Source organism: Macellibacteroides sp. (assembly GCF_050251695.1).
Lineage (GTDB): Bacteria > Bacteroidota > Bacteroidia > Bacteroidales > Tannerellaceae > Macellibacteroides > Macellibacteroides fermentans.
This window is the reverse complement of sequence record NZ_JBFWMI010000006.1, coordinates 1-21207: the sequence shown is the minus strand read 5'-3', so window position 1 is coordinate 21207 and position 21207 is coordinate 1. Positions and strand designations below refer to the sequence as shown.

The following is a 21207-nucleotide window of genomic DNA, read 5'->3' as shown; positions in this document are numbered from 1 at the left end:
TGCACGCAGATACACAAACAGAATAAGTATCAGTACAAGTTTTTATGTCATTTTGACAAAAAAACAGCTCCCAATGATCTATTATAAACAAGTTTTTGTAACTTCGTGGATGAATATTTTGTAAAAAAAGAAATCCGAATGAAGAAACTTGTAGTTCTGACCGGTGCGGGGATGAGTGCGGAAAGCGGACTTTCCACCTTTAGGGGATCGGATGGGTTATGGGAAAAGCATCGCATTGAGGATGTGGCATCTCCGGAAGGATTTGCAGCCAATCCGGAGTTGGTGTTCAATTTTTATAACCACCGGCGGAGGGAGCTGCTTGCTGCAAAGCCTAATGAAGGACATATCGGCCTGGCGAGACTGGAAAAGGAGTTCGATGTGCGTATTATCACCCAAAACATTGATAACCTGCACGAACAGGCAGGAAGCAGTCATGTACTTCATCTGCACGGCGAATTGATGAAAGTCCGGTCCGTTAATCACCCTGAGCGGATTTACGAATTATCCGAAAGCAATTGCGATATTCATTTAGGAGACAAAGATCCGTGTGGAGATCAGCTGCGCCCCCACATTGTGTGGTTTGGAGAGGCTGTTCCGATGATTGAACCGGCTATTGAGCTGACTGAGCAGTCGGACATCTTTGTAATTATCGGGACCTCTCTCAATGTTTATCCGGCTGCCGGTCTGCTGAATTATGTACGCAGAAGACAGCCTGTATTCTTAATTGACCCGATGGAAGTTTACACGTCCCGTCGCGACCTGCATATTATCAGGGCCGGAGCATCCGAAGGTGTTGGTATTCTTACAAAACTACTAAAAGATATATAAAATGAAAGTCTATGCTACTTACATAAAATCACCCATCGGGTGGATCGAGTTACGAGCCACCGAGACCCATTTGATCATGGCACGCTGGGTTGCCGAACCATCCGCCGAAAGAGAAGAGTCGGTAAATCCGATTCTGCAAGAGACCATCTGGCAACTTGAAGAGTATTTTGAAGGGAAACGGACCTCTTTTGATCTGCCGCTGCAACAGGAAGGTACTCCGTTTCAGCAGCGTGTTTGGGAAGAGTTGCAACTAATCCCTTACGGCAAACAGATCTCGTACCAGGAACTTGCAAAAAGAGCCGGTAATACCAAGGCCTACCGGGCTGCAGGGTCTGCCAATGGCAAGAACCAGATCTTTATTATTGTTCCTTGTCACCGGGTGGTACTTGCAGATGGCAATGTAGGAGGCTATGCTTATGGCCCTGAAATGAAAAGATTTCTTCTCGATCTTGAAGAAAAAAACAATCACATTTAATTTGTGTTGCCTCCAAACGGCAATTACCCTGACATTCCCGGCCAAATTAACGCTGGCATTTTGTATGATTTGGAGTGATTCATTCCAATAAAAGGGATATACATGCCCGAAATCGGACAAATCCATATGTTTTGCAACACAATAGTTATTATTTTCCCTTTTAATTAGGAATAACCGAAATATAGCTTTAGATTTGCAATATAAACAACAATAGAGCATAAAACCTCACATGTTGTTTCATTACCAAAATCTTACATTTACAACAAAGAGGGTATCCTAACGGGTACCCTCTTTTCATTTTATCCAACCGTATAATCCTTTATCCCTAAAACTTTTATCTTTTAACCCGATCTGTTAAGTCAACTATCCCTTAGCATACGAGCAACTATTTGTTTCATAACGAACAACTATTCGTTTGTCATATGTTGAATGCAAGTTACACAGCTGTCTACTTTGCATTCAACAATTGTCAAACGCAAAGCAGACAGCTGACAAACGAATAAGTCCTCGTATTGAAAAATATAAAAGGCTTAAGGGAAAGATATACTTCTCCGTAGCAATCGGTTTATATGGTCTTTTATCCGGAAACTATACTAAGAAAGAGTCGACTGCGGCACGCCAATCCTCTTTATTCTCCGGACAGTATGTAACAATCCCCATACTGGAAGCCATTTCCACATTACGAATGCCATCATCGATAAACAACGTCTCCGACGGAATCATTCCGCTATCTTTAAGCATGAATTCGAATATTTCTTTGTTGGGCTTAGTAATTCCCACCTCGTAGGAGGCATAAATCTTATCAAAATAGGCAGTAATGGGTCGACCAGCCTCCGTAAAAGACGAGGTTCGGGCCCATTCTAAAATAAAAGGATTCGTATTACTTAGCAGGTACAACTTATATTTACTTCTCAAATCCAGTATATAATCTAATTTATATTGGGGAATATCCGTAATAAAACCTCTCCAGGCATTCAGGGCCTCCTCATCGGAGATCTCCTTACCCGCATACTCACTCAACTTTTTACAAAACGTTTCCCGGTCGGCCAATCCCTCCTCCAACTCCAGGAAAACCCCTTTCTGTTGATAGGCATTTACCAATTCCGGTGCGTTTTTCACCCCTATTTCAACAAACCGGCTTACCGCCCGATCTGTATCCAGGTCCATTATAACTCCTCCTAAATCAAAAACAATATTCTTTATCATTTCAATTTCTATTTATTACATTGTTATTTCTACTTCAAGTTTCTTATCTGGTATAACTGGTCCGGTCAGCGTTCTGCATATGGATAAAGTCGGCCGCGTATTTTCTGGATACCGGAATCTCATCCTCAACGTGCATAAGTTTTACCATATAACCGTTGGAGTTGCCGTTTATCTGATTTATCATCCTACGATTCAAAACAAAGGACCGGTGACAACGATACAGATCCGAATGCTCAAGTACAGCCAAATTTTTCAACGTATTACGCACCACTCTTGTTGTCACTTTCGCTTCGTCCGATAAGTAATGGATTTTAAGCAAATTCCCCATGGATTCGATATACAGGATACGATCTGCCGTAAGTACCACATCCGGATCTTTCTTATTTACGGATGAGATACAGATAAAATCCATGCTTTCTCTTGCTTGAGTTCCGGCCCCGGCATCCGCCGAATTGTTGTCTCTCTGCATCACTTTTATGCCGGCATTCCTACTTAATGCAAATATTATAGCAAACAAGATTCCGACAGGAAAGGTTACGATAAAAGCATTGGATAATTGTAGAGCCCCCCAAATATCCTGGTGGAAAAAGAAGAATCCCACAACAGCGTTATAGATTCCGTTTCCTATAGCAATCGTAGAAAGGAAAAAGATATTCCAAAGAATCTCACACCAGACAGTCCAAAGGATCTTCACTCTTTTCATGAACTGGTTAATCAGCCAATAATCAAAAAGCAGACATGCAATGGTTATAAGTCCAAAGCCCAGCGTATAAAAAAACGTATTCCCGGGAAATCGATTAAGGCCCAGAGGTTCAAAGGTGAATAAGAACAAAAAAACAGCGAGTCCTACTATGACAGCCGACTTCCAGCCACCATACACAAAGGGGTATGGTTTATCTACAACTTCCTTTAATCTGCCCAGACGAGTCGAAATTTGAGTATTCATTTATAACACAGATAACGTTATACGTTACAAAAATACAATTTAAAAAGCAGATTAATAAAGTTTACATGCATTAGATTGATCTTCAACCTATAGAGCCTAAATCTGCATTCACGTTTTTAATGCGTGCAGGCTGAGTGAAGTTGAATTTTGAGTTCATGTTATTTGAACCGAAGTTTTATTTTAATAATTTTGCTCATTAAAAAGTAAAAAGCTGCCCGTTTACGAAATGCATCCTGACGTATTCTTTTTACAATACGAATGTAACTCATAATTGATAATAAATTAAAACAATGAAAAGAATTAGTGTATTCTGCGGTTCCAGCTTTGGAACAGAAAAAATATATGAACAAGAAGCCTACAACCTAGGTAAAACGTTGGCAGAACAAAATATTGAACTCGTTTATGGTGGTGCAAATGTTGGTTTAATGGGGGCTGTTGCAAACGGGGTGTTAGACAATAACGGTAAAGCTATCGGAGTGTTGCCCACCTTTCTGCAAAAAGTTGAAATTGGTCACGACAATTTAACCGAACTGATTTTAGTTGAAACAATGCATCAACGGAAAACAAAAATGGATGAGCTTTCGGACGGGATCATTACACTTCCGGGAGGTTTTGGAACACTCGAAGAATTTTTTGAAATGCTTACATGGGCTCAGCTCGGATTGCATAAAAAACCAGTGGCAATTCTTAACACCAATGGATTTTACGACGAACTGTTATCGCTTATACAGAAAATGGTAGACAATGGTTTTTTAAAACAAGCTAATCAGGAAATGCTAATCTTAAGTGACGACATTGATGATTTAATCGATAAAATGAAAAATTATAAAGCTCCTGCTTTTGGGAAGTGGATTAATAAAAGCGAAATCTAACTTTAATGGGAAATAAAGCATTACCGACAGCAGGACTGGTGGTTGTGAAAGGAGACAAACTTCTTTTAGCCTATAGTAAAAACAAAAAGGCCTGGTATCTGCCTGGTGGGAAAATTGACGATGGAGAAAGCTCTTTAGAAACTTTACAAAGAGAAATCTTTGAAGAACTGAATATTGTGCTGAATGCTGAGCGATTGAAATATTATTGTCATATTACAGCTCCGGCTTATGGAGAAGAACCCCCTATTATAATGGAGCAGGATTGCTTTATTTATCAATTGAACGAAAAAATTGAACCTAAGAATGAAATAGGCGAAGTCAGATTTTTCGATATCAAGATGTATCAATCAGAGCCTGCACAGGTACCTGGCGTTTTACTCGTATTTGACAAGCTTATCAAAGACAAAGTTTTGCATTAACATTCTACCTCTTTATTCAAGGATATGAGTTGATTCAGCATAAAAATAATGGGACGAACGTTCAATCGTACTATAAATTAGACGAACAGATCAAAAGCTAGTTGTTTATCCCAACTATTTGATTTAAAAGCAAACATAGTTTTTCTTTGCTCCCAAATCAAATAGGATTGCGATAATGAAAACACATTGCCGATTGCTCTTTTTTCTTTCTGTCTTCTTACTTCAGACAGCTATTTCGTATGCACAGACGTACACCGTTGCCGGAATTGTTGTAGACGATAAAGGTGCGCCGATGATGAGCGTGAATATTTACATACGGGAAACGCTGGAGGGAACAAGCAGCAGAGAGGACGGTTCGTTTGATTTCAAAACCACAGCCAAGGGCGAAATCACCCTGTGCGCCCAGATGTTAGGATACACCCCTGCGTATATGAAGGGTGAAGCATCCGGGATGGGCCGGGTACATCTGGTGTTGCATCCTCAAAACGTTGCATTACAGGAGGTATTTGTTACTGCAGGGAATTACCGGTTACAGGGAAGTTCCAAATGGAAAGAGATGTCGCCGGTAAGCATCGCGACTACCGCCGGAGCTGTGGGCGATATTTACAACGGCATTGCCTTATTGCCGGGAGTGCAGGCCGCAGGCGAAAGCGGTAAGTTGATGGTGCGGGGCGGCGACAGTCGTGAGGCGCAGACCTTTATTGACGAGATGCACGTACTATCGCCCTACACCTATACGCCCGAAAATTCGGCTGCACGGGGCAGGTACTCACCATTCTTATTTGAAGGGATTAACTTCTCGTCGGGAGGCTTCTCTTCCGATTATTCCCAAAGTTTGTCCAGCGTACTCCCTCTAACTACAAAAGACGAAAGTCCGGTTACCAAAATCGGCGTCAGCCTGTTATCCGTAGGTATGGGTGGAGGGGGCACCAAAGCATGGGCAAACTCGTCGCTCTCCTTCAACGGCGATTACCAGAACATCGGACCATACAATAAGTTGTTTCCCGACAGCTATGACTGGATCAACCCCTACCAACGGATCTCAGGCGAGAGCCAGTTCCGAAAAACATTGGCAAATAAAGGGATCTGGAAAACATATCTGGCGTACGACCGCACCTCGTTTGCCCAGCATACCAGTGAAGCCTTTAATCCGATCAATCGCCGAATGGATTTTGAGGAGGATAATCTGTACCTGAACAGTACTTTTAGAAAGACATTGGGAAAAGGTTACAAATTCTTTTCGGGCGTTGCCATTTCGTCCAACAAGAAACGAATGGATGGAGCCAGGCTTGCCTCCGATGCATTAAAGGAAACGGAAAGCGAAATTCATCTCAAAATAAAAGCAGAAAAACGTTATAGCAATCTATATAAGCTGACCGCCGGTGCCGAAAGCATGCTTCGGAGAGATTCGCTTTCTTACATGTATCCTCCGGCAATCCTGACAGGGGGCGAGATTAGCCATAGTATCAACTCGCTGTTTCTTATAAACGACTTCAACCTGTCGGCCAGCTTCCAGGGGAATGTTTCGGCACGGTTGGAACAGACATCCCTGAACAACCACTGGCAGATTCTCCCCCGCGCGTCGCTTACGTATAAGATGAAGGACTTCTATCTGTCGGCCATCGCCGGATTGTATCAGCAGCTTCCCGAAAACAGTTTCCTGCTCCGGAATCAACATCTGTCGGCCGAACGTTGCTGGCAGTATATTCTCGGGGCCTATCACGAATCGAATGGAAAAACCTTCCGCCTCGAGGTCTATAATAAGAAATATCATAACCTGGCAACCAACCTGAATAGCATCTACACATCCGACGGCTACGGTTACGCCAGGGGAATTGATCTTTTCCTGAATGACCGCGAGGTGGTTAAGAACCTGGAGTATATGCTGGCTTATTCCTATAATGATTCCAAACGAAAATACGGGGACTATCCGGCAGAGGCTATGCCTCAATATGCTACCAGGCACAATCTGTCGCTGGCACTCAAATACTGGGTTCAGCCCATCCGGTCCACTATCGGCATAACCGACCGCTACGCCAGCGGCCGACCGTACCATAATCCCAACGAGGAGGGATTCATGCAGCATACAACCTCACCCTATAATAGTCTGGATTTGAGTATCAGTTTTCTGTTAAACAAAAAGGTGATTATTCATGCTTCTGCCTCCAACATCCTGGGAAGAAACAATGTATACAATTATACGTATTCCAGCTCTCGGGGAGAAGATGGTGCCTTTGCAGGCAGCCCGGTGAACGCTTCGCGCAACAGTTTCTTTATGATCGGTATATTTATCACCCTCAGCGGTAATACAGCATACGATGTTTCAAACTTTTAATACACCACAAAAATGAAAAAAATGAAAATGTTTTTACTGATTCTGTCTCTGTCCGGCTTCGGATTTATCAACGCTCAGAATGCACAACCGGAGTTTTCGGATATCATGACCCGGGCATATACGTCGCTGCAAGATGCCGAAAGTCCCCAGGACCTTGTTAACGCACGAAATACCATGGAGCGGATTTCCATGAAATTCACGGATCAATGGCTGCCTGTATATTACACAAGCTATGTGGATATCATTCTTTCCTTTGTAAACGAAAACAAAGAGACGAAGCTGACTTATATCACGGAAGCAAAAGAGCTGGCAAAAAAGCTGAACAACTATCCGGATGCCGATAAGTCGGAAGTCTCGACGCTTGCCGGTTTTGCACTTAATGCTCAGGTCGCTGCCGATCCGGAGAACAACGGTCCGGCTCTTTTCGGCGAACTTATCGGAGCATACAAAGCCGCCATCGCCATCGATCCGTCCAATCCGAGACCCGTTTACCTGCTGGCCCGCTTCAACCGGGATATGGCAAAGTTTATGGGACAAACTTCGCCCGAATTCTGCAAAGAGCTGCTAAAAGCGAAGGAGTTGTACGAAGCCCGAAAGGATAAACCCCTCTACCCATCCTGGGGAAAAGAGGAGGTAACCCGGTTATTGCTTGAATGCGACAAACAATAACCCGGGAAACCGCTTTATTTTTTCAACAATCCATTCAGGTCCACACTATCCGCATCATTGGGAGCCGGTTTAATTTTCAACAGCCGGCAGATGAGCGGATAGAGACTTATATTGGGAAGCGACGGGTGTGTTACATTCTTTTTAAAGGAAGGCCCGGATGCATAAAAGATAGCCTGCATGGTAGGATCAAAATTGTCATATCCATGTGCCCCTCCTAACCAAGGTTTACCCTTATCACGGAACTGGACCATACATCCCACATCCGGTAATACAATCAAATCTCCGATGCGGGCATTCGAACCATACTGGTAACGGGCCGGAACCTCTTCTTTCTTCCACACGGTGATGTTCGGAACCTTTTTCAGAATTTCGTAAGCTGTATCCGTGTATCCGGGTTTTGGATAAAGAACGGTAGGCACTCCGTCGAAAACAAATTTGAAACTATCCCTGGGAAGATAATCTCCCAGATTTACATATTTATCGGGAACAAAGGTTGCCATCCCGTGATCGGACGTCACGATAAAATCAATTTTAGGTGCGATATCCAGTTTATTAACCTTGGAGAAGAAACGGGCCAGAACGGCATCGAGCTCTTCCACTTTGTCAATTACCGCAGATGAATCGGGGGTGGCATCATGACCGATGGCATCGGGCTCTTCGATATACCACATCACCAGATGAGGCCGTTGCTCTTTGGGCAACGAAAGCCAGGCAACCACAGAGTCGGCTCTATCATTATAAGGCACCGAACTATCAAACACTTTCCAGATCGAATTGTGCTTTCCCCCTACAGGAGCTTCAGATCCAACCCAAAAATAGGTAGCTGCCTTCACTCCCTGACGCTCGGCAGTATTCCATACCGGCTCACCGCCATAGAAAGCCGGATTGGATACAGCCTCCCGATCCTTGATGCGGTACATTTTCTGCATGGTACTGTCGTAAAACGAATTGTTGACCAACCCATGGTTATTGGGATGCAAACCCGTAGCCATACTATAATGGTTTGGAAAGGTCACACTGGGGAAACAGGGAACAAAGGAGGCCCTGACTCCAACCTTGGCCAACGAATCGAGCGTAGGCGTATGTCCCCTTCCGGGATAATCGTCCCGAAAGCCGTCCATAGATAAAACCACAACGTATCTTTCCTGGCGTGTCGTCTTACAGGCAGAAAAACTCCCTGTAAGGAATAGGGCCAGAAATAAAACAAACATATTCTTATTCATCGGCTCATAATTTTAAATATAAAAGCAGGTAAAAGAAAAAGGCGCCACATGGAGCAGCAGCCTTTTTCAAGATATAACAGTTTAACACCCTATTTGGTCTGAGTGAATTAGAAAATATACCGTACACCCAGCTGAGCTCTCCAGCGCGAATTATAATCACTCTGGTTGTACAATGCATTGCTGGCTGGTTTGGTAAACGAGAAGGTAGGTGTACCATCTGAAGCGATGCTTTCAACCTTTATCGGCGTATAGGAATAACCCGGCGAATTAACGGTACCCCAGGCTCTGTTAAACAAATTACCGATGTTCAACACATCCAGGTTCACCTGCAAAGTATGCTTTCTACCTCCTACCATCAGATAGAAGTCCTGCATGATGCGTAAATCGAAATGATGTTCGAATGGCGTAATCAGTCCGTTTCTTTCGGCATACTTACCTTGTAAATCTTTCAAGCCACTTTCTTCGCTGTTGATATAGGCCTTCAGGTCGGTCCGTTGCTTATCGGCAGGCAGATTTGTCAGAGGTTTGATTATCATTGCATCTATTTCCGAGTTGGTAGGAACGTAAATCAGATCATTTCCCTTTACACCATCCTTGTTTAAATCGCCATTATAGCACAACGAATAGCGGCTGCCGCTGTTTCCGCTGTAAAACAAAGCGATGGAAGTGGCCAGGTTCTTTCCGTAGGCCACCTTGTAAGATGCCGAAGCGATAATACGGTGAGGCTGATCGAAATCGGTATAGGAAACCTCCGGGTTATTGGATCCGCGCCAGTTTTCATTGTATGACCAGTTGGAGTAGGCCTGACTGGATGTACCGTCGTTCACCCCTTTCGATACGCCGTAGGTATAGGCAGCCATCAGGTCTAATCCGAAGTCGAACGATTTCTCCAACTTTCCTGTTACGTTGTAAGAATAACCTTCGTTGGTATTGCTTAACAGGATAACAGATGTATAATCGGCAGAAATAGAAGGTCCGTATAAAGGACGTTTATCCTTAAAATTATTCAACATTTTGCCCGACTCTTCGATATTGATATTCTGATAATAGATATCGTTCATCTTCTTGGTATAGATACCTTCCAGGGTTCCACGGATATCAAACGGAAGCATTTTTTCGACAGCCAGGTTTACACGGAATGACTGCGGATATTTAAAATCTTTCGACACCACGTCTACCTCAGTACTGGTCATCGCCTTGCCCAATGGCTGGTTATAGGGATCCGGACTAAATTTGAAATTAATATTTTTCAGATCGGCAGTCTGCAAACGTGTACGTATATACTCTACGCCTGTATTTCCAAAAGAGTTTGAAATCCATACGAACGGGATTCTTCCCGTAAAGATACCTGCCCCGCCTCGAAGCAGAAATGAATTATCTCTGTTGATATCCCATCTGAAACCTACACGGGGAGAAAATAACGGTGTAGATGACGGCATTTTGTTTGTAGCCAGATCACGCGATTTTGCAATCTCGGAGGCATTAAACTTTTCATTTATACTGGGCTTATCCAAATAGAGCGGCATATCAACCCGTAAACCATAGGTAAAGTTAAAGTTATCGGTCAGATTCCATTTGTCCTGTGCATACAACCCCAGCTGCATGGCACCGAAGGAGGGAGCCCAATTCTTACTTCCGGTAATTGTTTCATTTGAGAATGAATAATTATATTCCTCCGGTTTTGCCTCTTTGGCGGAACCGATAGACAGGAAGTCGGCTAAAGAACTATACACATAGGAACCAAAGTTCTCGCGGATGAAAAGATTTTCCAACATGAACAGTTCGTTGTGTGTTCCGAAGGTAAGCTGATGCGAACCAAAGCTCAGGTTAAAGTTATCGGTTAAAGTAACAATATCCTGATCCAGGCGGTTGGCTGTTGAGTAACGCTCCGTACCCATTTCAATATACCGTAAATTATCAAGTTTCACCTTAACATATGGGAAAGGAGTAGAACCGAAATCGCGGTTATCGCGAACACGTGTATATCCTACGCGCAACTCGTTATTCATCGTGTTGTTTAGCTTCGTATTCAATTCGGCAGCAAATGTATGCGTCTTGCTGTTCATGTAATAACCATTGTCATTAAAGCGTAATCCGTTGGCCGAAAGCGAGAAGTTAAGCTGTTTTCCGCTTACATAACTATGGCGGAGCGTAAACTTATTGTTATCGTTTATGTTCCAGTCGATACGCTCGAGTATCTTATACGATTTAGTGGTAACATCCATCGGACCATATCCGCCTCCGTTGTAACCGCCCGAGATTGACATCAGGTGGTTCATCACCTGATCGGCCTCCTCTTTGGTAACATTCGATCCTTCACCTACATTGTAGGAGGTAGGATAACTTTTGTCGGTTATTTCGCCGTTCACAAAAAAGAATAGTTTATTCTTGATAAGTGCTCCACCAAGACTTACACCAAACTGCATATCGGTCTGCTTGTCCAGCTTCTTCCTGTTTTCCACATTCTTTCCGGCAGTGGTACCTACAAAATTCTGGTTATTACCATAGAAATAAGCACTTCCCTTGAAATCGTTACTTCCCGATTTGGTGATCGCATTGATTCCTCCGCCGGTAAAACCACTCTGGCGAACGTCGTACGGGGCAATAACCACCTGAATCTGTTCAATAGCATCCAGAGATATGGGCTGAATACCAGCCTGTCCACCGTTGGTTCCGGTACCTGCCAGACCAAACACGTCGTTGTTCACCACTCCGTCTACCTGAAAACTATTGTAACGATTGTTTGTTCCGGAAAAAGAGGTACCTCCATTGGATGAGGCTGCCTGAGGGACCAATCTTGTAAAGTCGCTTACGCTTCTTGAAATTGAAGGCATCAGCTGCAATTGCTGCGAAGAGATGTTGGCCGAAGCCCCTGTTCGTTGCGTATTAAAACCAGGCGCAGCTACTACTACCAATTCATTAAGTGCAATTGAAGATTCATTCATAACCGGATTATAGATGAAAGTCTCGCCCAAAGGGAGGTTGATTCCTACTAAATCCGACTTTTCATACCCGATGTAACGAGTTTCAATCCGATAGGGGCCTCCGGGCTTCATACCCATAATTGCATAATAGCCATCTACGTTTGAAACACCGCTGTAATTAGTTCCCGAAGGAAGGTGAATGGCAACTACCGTTGCACCTGGTAGTGCCTGCTTTTGTACATCCACAATTTTACCTGAGATTGCAGATGTTGTAACCTGTGCATACGATAGGGTTGTAAAGAACAACATCATTAATAGAACAAAACAATACTTTTTCATAAATGGTTTGAGGATAAATGTGTTAAATTGCCATATTATACATTGCAAATATAGCAGTTAATGTTTAACATATCATTACATTCATATTACATTTTTTGACATAAAAAAGTCGGAATCCAAAGATTTAACATTTCTGTAACATCTTTGAAATCCGACTTAAATATCAAACAATCAGTATAGTTTATTCAAGCATGCGAATCACGCTCTGATTTGCCTCCTTAACTGCCTTTTCGTTAATTTTTATTACTTTACGATCGTAGGTCATCAACCCGTTCACTTCGCCCTCTACATCGGTAGTCTGGGTATAAACTGCAGCAGAAAATCCTCGTTTAACCATGTCTTTCAACTCATTGGCAAACTTCACGTATTCGGCTGTCACCTCATCGCTGTTCTTGAACTGAACATATCCCCAGTTTTTGCCTTGTTGCCACAGGTGACCTTCCAATGGAAGTCCGATTCCGCCGTACTCGCCCAATACATTTACTCTTACAGCATCAAACAAGAACATATTCGGTCCCGGATAATTGTGTAAATCCAATACATCACCGCAAGCACGATGGTTTCCTCCACTGGCCGGATTAACCAAGCGGGATGGATCATACTTCTTAGTCCACGCAATCACCTCTTCAGTTTTAAACTGACCCCAGGCTTCATTAAAAGGCACCCACATTACAACCGAAGGATGCGAGATGCACAGATCCATAATCTCTTTCCATTCCTGATAGTAGTTAGCGATAGATTCGTCGCTTCTGTTTTTATCGGTTCCGCCATTATATACATGAGGCTCCCAACGGTTTCCGTGATCGCCGCTAGGCATATCCTGCCAAACCAGGATACCTTCCTTATCACAATGATAATACCAACGTGCAGGTTCCACCTTTACGTGCTTACGAATCATATTGAAACCCCAGTCCTTGGTCTTTTTGATATCATACAACAATGCTTCGTCTGTTGGAGCTGTATACAGACCATCGGGCCACCAACCCTGATCAAGCGGACCATATTGGAAATAATCTTTGTTGTTCAATTGCATACGCATAATGCCGTTTGCATCTCTTTTTGTTGAAATCTTACGCATCGCGGTATAAGATGAAACTTCGTCAATCTTCTTACCATTGCTGAACAAAGAAACCTTCATATCGTAAAGAACCGGATTTTCGGGACTCCATAACTTCGGACTCTTCACTGCCAGGCGCAATGCCTTACCGGCAACGCCCTTAGCTGTTGCAATCTGTTTTCCTCCGTCCAGGATAGCCACTTCTACATAATCGGCAGCACAACACTTAGCAGCAGAAACAGTTACATCCACCAATTCCTTGTCAACATCCGGAATAGCCTTGATTGCAGTAACGTGATTTACAGCAACCGGTTCAAGCCAGACTGTCTGCCAGATACCTGTTACAGCTGTATACCAGATTCCTTCCGGTCTGGAAGTCTGCTTTCCGATAGGTTGAAATCCCTTTTCTGTTGGGTCCCAAACGCGAACCACCAGTTTTTGTTCTCCTTTATTTACCAGATAAGGGGTTACGTCGAACGAGAACGGAGTGAAACCACCCTGATGAGAACCAATAAGGATATCGTTTACAAATACATCCGTTTTCCAATCTACAGCACCGAAATTAAGCATTACCTGTTTTCCTTTCCAGGAGGCAGGTACCGTAAACGTGCGTTTATACCATAATTCATTTTTCTCTCCAACTGTTTTCTGTACACCCGAAAGAGAAGATTCAACAGCAAAAGGAACCAGGATAGTTCCGTCGAACGCAGCAGGTTCAACGCCTCCTTTTTCGCGGATGGCATATGCCCATTCGCCATTCAAGTTCTTCCATTCCGCCCGTTCCATAGCAGGACGAGGATATTCCGGCAATACAGCGGCTGGATTTATCTGTTCCGCCCATTTGGTTTTAATCTTATCACCGACGGGCTTCCACTGGGCATTCGCCCCCATAACCGTTGCCAGCAGGCAACACAACAACACCTGTTTTTTCATGATCTGTCGTTTAAAGTAAATATTAATTATATAAGTCAATGAAGAATCCTTATTTTTTCAATACCGGAGTTATATATTCCGGATCGATATACATGGCTTGTTCAGAACTTCCTTTTTGTTTACGGAATTTTACCTTCCCTATGTACATAGCCCGGGGATGGATAGACTCCTTATCCTTATGTGCATGGAACACAATACGTAACTGTCCTTTTTTATCGCGGAACATGGCACTATGACCAACTCCCACTAAATCGCCCGGACATTGTAATAACGGGTTGTGTTCATATTTCGTCCACGGACCGTTTACATCGGTTGCAGTTGCACAGCCTATTCCGTAAAACGGACTTTCATAACTGTTAGCCGAATAGGTCATGTAATACATCCCTTCGTGCTTCATTACAAATGCCCCCTCATTCACCCTGGGCCATATCATCTCCCAAGGTTGAGAAACATGAATACAGGGTCTCATGGTTTCACGTTTAATCTGAAGCAGATCATCTGTAAGCTCGGCAACCCAGATATTCAGTCCGTCGTTGAACCGATCGAAAAAAAGATAAGGCTTTCCATCGTCATCTATAAAGAGAGAATTGTCGATACATTTCTCATCCGCAATCATCGGTTCCTTCTTTTCCTGTTTAAACGGACCCAGGGGAGATTTGGACGTTGCCACACAGATGTGCTCGTCGGCCGAATAATACATATAGAAGGTACCATTCACCAGGTATACTTCAGGCGCCCAGAACCAACGGTCGGCCCACACATCTTTCTTATTCAGAGCCAGTCCATCGGGCAGCTGAGCTGGTCTCGACCACGTTTTAAGATTATCAGACACATATACCTCAATCCCTTTATCCGAGTGGGTACCATACGCATAATAGGTTCCCTCGTGCAATAAAATGAAAGGGTCGCCCAACGGAACAGGGAAAGGACCTTTGTCCTTCCCCTTACCTGTCACAGAATTGCCGACCAATACCAATATAAAGGTCAACATCCATATACACCTGTATTTCTTCATCTCAATCATTTTTACCGGCAGTTGTTGTCTTAACAGCTTTCATCTTATTCTCGAGCATTTTCATAAAATACCCACCCACAACCGACCGGGCACGGAAACCAACAGAACTACCGTCGGTTGTTTCATGCCAGTCACTTAAAGGCATCCGCGTAGTTGTTTCGTTTACATAATTGTATACCGGAACCAGCAATTCCTTAAAATCATCCGGATTATCTGTCAGACATGCACTCCACAAAATCCAGTCACTTTTGGTATAAGTCTTTCTGCTATCCAAAGGTAATCCGTATTTGTTTTGCTTCGTACGATAATACGACATCTCTTTCGTCGCAATATCAGAAGCAAATATAGTAGAAGCAAACAATTTATCCCAGATGAGGTTGTACTTCTGACTCCAGGTTCCTGCCTGATCGAAGGTCAGTTTGTAATGATCGCCATCGTTAGCCATCGACTCCCACTTGGCTGCCATTGCTTTTGCTTCGCTCAGGTACTCGTTTGCAATCTCTTTTTCGCCCATCATCTCGGCCATAATACCATAACCGGCAATCCCCATGATCGCTTTCACCGAAAGGTTTGCATTGTGTGCAAAGTGACCGGCAAAGTCGTCTGTACAAAGCTGATTTTCGGGATCAAGACCCTCCTTACGCAAATAATCCGCCCAGGTTGTAAGTACCGTCCAGTGCTTTTTTGCATAATCGGTATTTCCTTCCATTATAGCAATCGCAGCAGTAAGGGTTAGCATGTTACCACATTCTTCCACCGGCATATCGCCGCCATAAGTCTGACCGTTAGCCAACGGATAGGTACCCACGTCGTGAGCAGCGAAGGGTTTGTTCCATTTGCCCGATTCACTGTAATAAAAGATCGGATTCAGCATACCCTTCAATAATTCGGGATTATATACCAGAAACATGGGAGCCGAAGGATAGGTAACATCTACCGTTCCGATGGAGCCGTTACTAAAATTCTCTTTTGAAAAGAACAAAAGATCTCCCTCTTTGCTTTCCACTAATTTATGGGCAGCAATAGCCTGGCGATAGGCCAACGCACAAAGTTCGGCATACATTTCGCCTCCGTCTTTTGCAGCCTGCTCCATTAACGTTCCGTCAAAATCATTGCAACGTTGCATTACAGAAGCATAATTGGAAGAAGCTTTCTCAAAAGCCTGATAAATATCAACCTGTCCGTTGCGTTTCCAATAAGGCAGCAGGTTCTCGTTAAAATACTGGATGGAATACAAATCATCGTATCCAATCATCAGATATCCATTGCTTGAAGAAGCATCCACCTTTCCCAGATTCCGGCTATAAGCCAATACAGGCATCTCTTCCTGCATCTTCTGGGATACTTCACCCTCTTTGGCAACCAATACGCCACTTTCATTAAATTCACTTTTCACTACGTGATATTCACCCAACTTCATGGAAGTCTGCTTCTCTGCTGCTGCAGCCAGATAAAAATAGCCCCAGTCTATGCGTACATCGTCCCCTTTTTTACCAAGGATATTCTGTTCGGCTGTACCTGTTTTAAGATAGGTAATTCCATTCTTTTCCAGTTTCTCCGATTTCACAGGCTGATTATCTGTATTCACAGCCCATTGGGGTGTGGCATCGAAATAAATCTGCACATCATGTTTTGCTCCGTCGAGGGATTTAACCTGATAAGTAACGTAATTAATAGGCGTAGTCATCAGCTCCAGGTCATCCATCAGCAATGGAGCTGTAAAAATAAGGTCAAGCTGAACAGGTCCGCATTCAAACGTATAGAATGTTTGTGTAGGCATCACGTTGGCCGACTTCTGTACAGCCATCGTATCGAAAGATGTTTTCGTTTCGGGTGTAGTAAACAAGCCAAAGTCTACATACCCTCCACCGGTACGGTTATGACAATGAGCTGTAATTATATTTTTTCCAGGTTTTAACGTTGCTTTTACCTCGTCGGACAACTCAACCATTACATTGTTTTTCCAGGTGTATTCTGTAGCAACAACCTCTATTCCGTTGATATAGAGTTCGAATATATCATCGTGCGAATATTCCAGATAAACAGGAACCGATGCAAAATTCTCTGTAAGTTCAAAATTACGACGAATCCAAATGTCTTTCGACAGCCAGGGAGTAGTAAGGTTGGGCATTCCATCGGTACCAAATGCAGCTTTGGCTTTTTTCCACGAACGATCATCAAAGGCAACTGAAGTCCAGTCGCCGCCCGGTTTGGATTCGGTATATGCGGCATCCCAACTTAAAGTAGCTGCCGTTGGAATAATTTCTTTTAAAGGCGTCTCCTCTTTTCCCATAAAACGGTACGATTTCCCATCCACACGCAAAACTCCAATGAGCGGATGCTTTTTACCTGTCCAGTGGCGTACATCATCCTCGTTCAATTTGTCGGTAAACGACCAAGCACTGGTATAAGGGTCGATAGTTATAAGCGGATAAGCCGGAGCCCGTAGTTTATTCACTTTTACAGGCGAATAGGTCTTTACTGCATTGTTCGCGCACGATGATGCCATCAAAACAACCAGAAAGAGAAAAAGAAGATTTCGTTTCATACAAATAAAATTTTAAAATGGAAGGTAAAACCTTAGCAAAACCTATTGGTTGCTATTCGATACAGACTGTAGAATACAAGCCTGTGTTATGGTATTAAATTATAAAATAAAAAGGGAAGAAAAGAGATACCAATCCCTCCTCTTCCCCTTATAAAAGAGCTTACTTAAGCTTAATCACTTTTGAATAAATGGCTTGATCTGCGCCAGAAGTCTTAACTCCGATTCTGGCATAAAGAGCCTTGGCTGAAGCCACATTCGCATTACCGGTCAGGTCCATCGACAAGCTGGCATTTCCGGCAGTCATCCCGGAAAAGTCCTTACGGGCAATGTTATTAACCTCGTCAACAAACGATGTTTTGCTTAACAAAAGCATCACACGGTCGATATTTGCCGTAGCCACCACTTTATTAATCGCACAGGTTGCACTCAGTGTATTACCGTTCAACGAAATGGCATCACCCGAAATGGTAAAATATGGGGTAACCTTCACTTCGCATTGGGTACTTCCCTTCAGGTTCACCACCATGGTATCGCGGGTATTCACCCAGGGGCCATTCTTATCTTTGGTCACCAATTTATATTCGCCATCGAAAAGCAGTGCTTCGAAGGTACCTTCCTGACCAACATATACGGTAATAGGGTCACGCAGTTCAAAGCCATCCTGATACAATTGCATTTGAATCGCTTCACCTGTGCCTCTTAAACCCAGTGCTTCGCCATTGTAGGTAACTTTACCATACAATTTTGATTTAGGTTCGTCGTAATTATCCAAACCGCAGCTCCACAGCAGCGTTGCCAACAATGTAAATGATAAAATATTTGATAGTAGTTTCATTGCTTTATAATTTAGAATTATTGATATGGATTCTTTACAAGCTTCGGATTGTTGTTAATCCAACCCTGATCAATAAAGTTATAATAATGCTTTGGCTGGAAGTATCTTGGATACGGAGCCATATGAACTGGTTGCTTGTCGAACACCCATTTGCCATTATTCGGATTTCCCGGTTCGTTAATAACGTAAGGGAACAAGGCATACTGCTGTGCATTAGGGTCGTTAGGTATACCATTCCATACCTTATCTGCAATTCTCCAACGCTTCAAATCCCAGTATCTGTGATCTTCAAAAGCAAACTCAACACGGTTTTCCTGTACAATATCATCAAAGGTAACCACTGTCAAAGGCTGAATACCTGCACGTTCGCGAACCATATTGATATATGTCACCGCATCCGCCTGTTTATTCAATTCAAACGATGCTTCGGCTGCAATCATAACCGCTTCGGCAAAACGGAAACGTGGAAACCACATATCGCTGTTACGGCCACGGGTAGAAGACATGGGCGTTTCATCCAGGAATTTACGGAAGAAAAATCCGCTTTTATTGATAAACTGCTCGTTGGTTGTTGTAGGACCGTTGAAAGATGTAATTACATTACCTTGTGCATCGGTTGTACCACCTTTTGCAGTTTCAGACACCCAAACCCCGTTTTCCAAAGATTTACGTCCGGCCTGCAAAGGAACCGGCATACCTCTGAAAGGAGCACCCGGATAAATGATTGATCCATATAAACGGGCATCTTTGTTAGCAAAGGCATCTTCCGGTTTATTATAGAAAATATAATTTCCCTGAGCATCCTTGGTCTTGATACCTCCTTCGCGGTTGTCCACATATTCGAATGCTTCAACCAGATTCAGGATTGGAGAATACATACAACGGTCGATATCTTCTGCATGGGTTGCCGGGATATTCAGTTTTGTAAATTCCACAGTTTGTCCCGGATATTTATAATCTCGTGCCCAGATAACCTCTTTGTTGTTTTCTTTCACACAAACAGCTTCATAAAAGTTTTTTCCCTTATCATTGGGCTTCGCATTCTGAAGCTGGTACTTACCGCTGGCAATCACCTCCTTGGCTGTACTCAAAGCCGTTTCATAATAACCCTTTGCCTTATCGGCCGGGATACCTACTTCGCCTCCGGCAGTTTTAATCGGGTTCACCATCTTGTTGTTATAGTTGGCAATGGATCCGGCATACAGTGCCGCACGGGCTTTCAGCATCAAGGCAGCCCATTTGGTTGCACGGGCTCCGTTTATAGACGGTGCTTCAGGCAGTAATGGAGCTATTTCGGTACATTCTTTAATAATATAGTCGTATAACTCGGCTTCGGTAGAACGAGGATATTGCATGGCGGTGATATCCATTCCAGCTTTATATTCGAACACTTCATCACCTACGATAGGCATACCACCCATACCGCGACACATATTAAAATAGGTCCAGGCTCTTAAAAAGCGAGCCTCCCCTTCGATGGAAAGTTGTACATCCTTATCCAATACCTTGGCTGCACGCACACCTGCCAGGAATTGGTTGATGTTACGGATCAGTCCATAATCGTACACGCGCCACTGGGTATCGCTGAATGTCTGCGTGTTATCCGGACCACCATCCGACCGACATGCCTCATCTAAAAGTATATATGAATAAGAGTCTTCAGTATTTTGTCCCCATCTAACACGACCGTAGTAATTGGCCAAAACTGACTTAATCATGTTTGCATCACCAAAAACCTGATCTTCCGTAAGAATCTGATCCGGATCTCTTTCCAGAAAATCGGAGCAGCTTCCGAAGGACAAAGCTAAAGCGGCTACAGCCGTTAAAATATAATGTTTCTTCATCTCATTTAAAATTTAAGTGTTACACCAAGGTTTACAATTCGGGTTGTTGGATACTGAAGTCCATTTGCACTTTCAATTTCAGGGTCTGTACCGTTTGTGTTAGCAAATGTAAGCAGGTTCTGTCCAGAAACATACAATCTTAATTCTGAAATCAGGAATTTTTCCAATACCTGTCGGGGAATTGTATAACCAAACTCTAAATTTCTAAGTTTTACGTAACGGATGTTGTGCATCCAGAAGGTACTGTTCCAGTAATTGCTATGACTACTGTTCCCAATTAGCAAAGTAGGATATTTTCCTGGTATTAATGCGCTGTTAGCATCGGTAATATCAGACAATCTCCAGGTGTTTTCCATATAATACTGAGAGTTGTTACCTCCGTCGTGGAACGGATTACGTTGTTCCCAATCTTGTCTCCAGCTAGCCAAAGCACCACCAGTCAAGTCGAATGCCAGGTCGAATCCTTTATATCCAAAAGAGAAGTTCATACCGAAGTTAATGACAGGAGTAGAACCCTGACGGTAACCGATGGGACGTTCGTCCATACCGTTAATTACCTTATCACCGTTCTGGTCTTTATACTTGATATCACCCGGACGAAGGGTCTTGTTGCCCTGACGGTCGTTATCGATTGGCCAGGAAGCGATTTCTTCCCATGACTGGAACTGACCATCAGCTTCTAGTCCCCATGACAGATAACCGAAACGCTCGTTAATAGAATTACGGTACACATTCCATG

15 protein-coding genes and 1 pseudogene are annotated in these 21207 nt (G+C 43.4%); 6 read left to right on the top strand and 10 right to left on the bottom strand.

Annotation, left to right across the window (positions count from 1 at the left end; all coding sequences use genetic code 11):
• Positions 1–138 precede the first annotated feature (138 nt).
• Complete coding sequence (locus AB7E53_RS01840; protein WP_446773841.1) at positions 139–828, top strand: SIR2 family NAD-dependent protein deacylase; 690 nt, start codon at positions 139–141, stop codon at positions 826–828.
• A gap of 1 nt (position 829) precedes the next feature.
• Complete coding sequence (locus tag AB7E53_RS01835) at positions 830–1303, top strand: methylated-DNA--[protein]-cysteine S-methyltransferase (RefSeq protein WP_350456645.1); 474 nt, start codon at positions 830–832, stop codon at positions 1301–1303.
• A gap of 588 nt (positions 1304–1891) precedes the next feature.
• On the opposite strand, the gene AB7E53_RS01830 is transcribed toward AB7E53_RS01835, so the two are convergent.
• A complete protein-coding gene (locus AB7E53_RS01830; protein ID WP_179400274.1) occupies positions 1892–2515 on the bottom strand; it encodes an HAD family hydrolase in 624 nt (207 codons plus the stop codon).
• A 37-nt stretch (positions 2516–2552) separates the two neighbouring features.
• Positions 2553–3455, bottom strand: coding sequence for a LytR/AlgR family response regulator transcription factor (locus tag AB7E53_RS01825; protein WP_446773839.1), 903 nt, complete (start codon positions 3453–3455; stop codon positions 2553–2555).
• Positions 3456–3745: 290 nt separating this feature from the next.
• On the opposite strand from AB7E53_RS01825, the gene AB7E53_RS01820 reads away from it, so the two are divergent.
• The 4 genes from AB7E53_RS01820 to AB7E53_RS01805 all read left to right on the top strand — a co-directional run bounded on the left by AB7E53_RS01820 (position 3746) and on the right by AB7E53_RS01805 (position 7750).
• Positions 3746–4327 carry an LOG family protein gene (locus AB7E53_RS01820; protein WP_079682102.1) on the top strand — a complete coding sequence of 194 codons (582 nt, stop codon included), beginning with the start codon at positions 3746–3748 and terminating at the stop codon, positions 4325–4327.
• A 5-nt stretch (positions 4328–4332) separates the two neighbouring features.
• Positions 4333–4746, top strand: a complete 414-nt coding sequence (locus tag AB7E53_RS01815) for an NUDIX hydrolase (protein WP_179400053.1) — start codon at positions 4333–4335, stop codon at positions 4744–4746.
• A 175-nt stretch (positions 4747–4921) separates the two neighbouring features.
• Positions 4922–7081, top strand: coding sequence for a TonB-dependent receptor (locus AB7E53_RS01810; protein ID WP_446773837.1), 2160 nt, complete (start codon positions 4922–4924; stop codon positions 7079–7081).
• 12 nt (positions 7082–7093) lie between these two features.
• Positions 7094–7750: a hypothetical protein gene (locus AB7E53_RS01805; RefSeq protein ID WP_446773835.1), complete on the top strand. Its 657-nt coding sequence runs from the start codon at positions 7094–7096 to the stop codon at positions 7748–7750.
• Between the two features lie 14 nt (positions 7751–7764).
• On the opposite strand, the gene AB7E53_RS01800 is transcribed toward AB7E53_RS01805, so the two are convergent.
• The 8 genes and pseudogenes from AB7E53_RS01800 to AB7E53_RS01765 form a co-directional block, all read right to left on the bottom strand.
• Positions 7765–8973 (bottom strand): alkaline phosphatase family protein, encoded by a 1209-nt coding sequence (locus AB7E53_RS01800; RefSeq protein ID WP_446773833.1) that lies wholly within the window; start codon positions 8971–8973, stop codon positions 7765–7767.
• Between the two features lie 107 nt (positions 8974–9080).
• On the bottom strand, positions 9081–12236 hold the full coding sequence (locus tag AB7E53_RS01795; protein WP_446773831.1) for a TonB-dependent receptor: 3156 nt from the start codon (positions 12234–12236) through the stop codon (positions 9081–9083).
• Positions 12237–12417: 181 nt separating this feature from the next.
• Positions 12418–14226, bottom strand: a complete 1809-nt coding sequence (locus tag AB7E53_RS01790; protein WP_371689391.1) for a glycoside hydrolase family 2 protein — start codon at positions 14224–14226, stop codon at positions 12418–12420.
• Positions 14227–14275: 49 nt separating this feature from the next.
• Positions 14276–15241: a glycoside hydrolase family 43 protein gene (locus tag AB7E53_RS01785; RefSeq protein ID WP_446773829.1), complete on the bottom strand. Its 966-nt coding sequence runs from the start codon at positions 15239–15241 to the stop codon at positions 14276–14278.
• Between the two features lies 1 nt (position 15242).
• The gene (locus tag AB7E53_RS01780; protein WP_446773827.1) at positions 15243–17789 is read right to left on the bottom strand and encodes a glutaminase domain-containing protein; all 2547 of its coding nucleotides are present in this window, start codon (positions 17787–17789) and stop codon (positions 15243–15245) included.
• A gap of 160 nt (positions 17790–17949) precedes the next feature.
• Positions 17950–18624: a DUF3823 domain-containing protein gene (locus AB7E53_RS01775; RefSeq protein WP_179400480.1), complete on the bottom strand. Its 675-nt coding sequence runs from the start codon at positions 18622–18624 to the stop codon at positions 17950–17952.
• Between the two features lie 17 nt (positions 18625–18641).
• On the bottom strand, positions 18642–20468 hold the full coding sequence (locus AB7E53_RS01770; protein WP_446773825.1) for a RagB/SusD family nutrient uptake outer membrane protein: 1827 nt from the start codon (positions 20466–20468) through the stop codon (positions 18642–18644).
• A gap of 5 nt (positions 20469–20473) precedes the next feature.
• Positions 20474–21207, bottom strand: a pseudogene (locus AB7E53_RS01765) (SusC/RagA family protein); the annotation flags it as partial.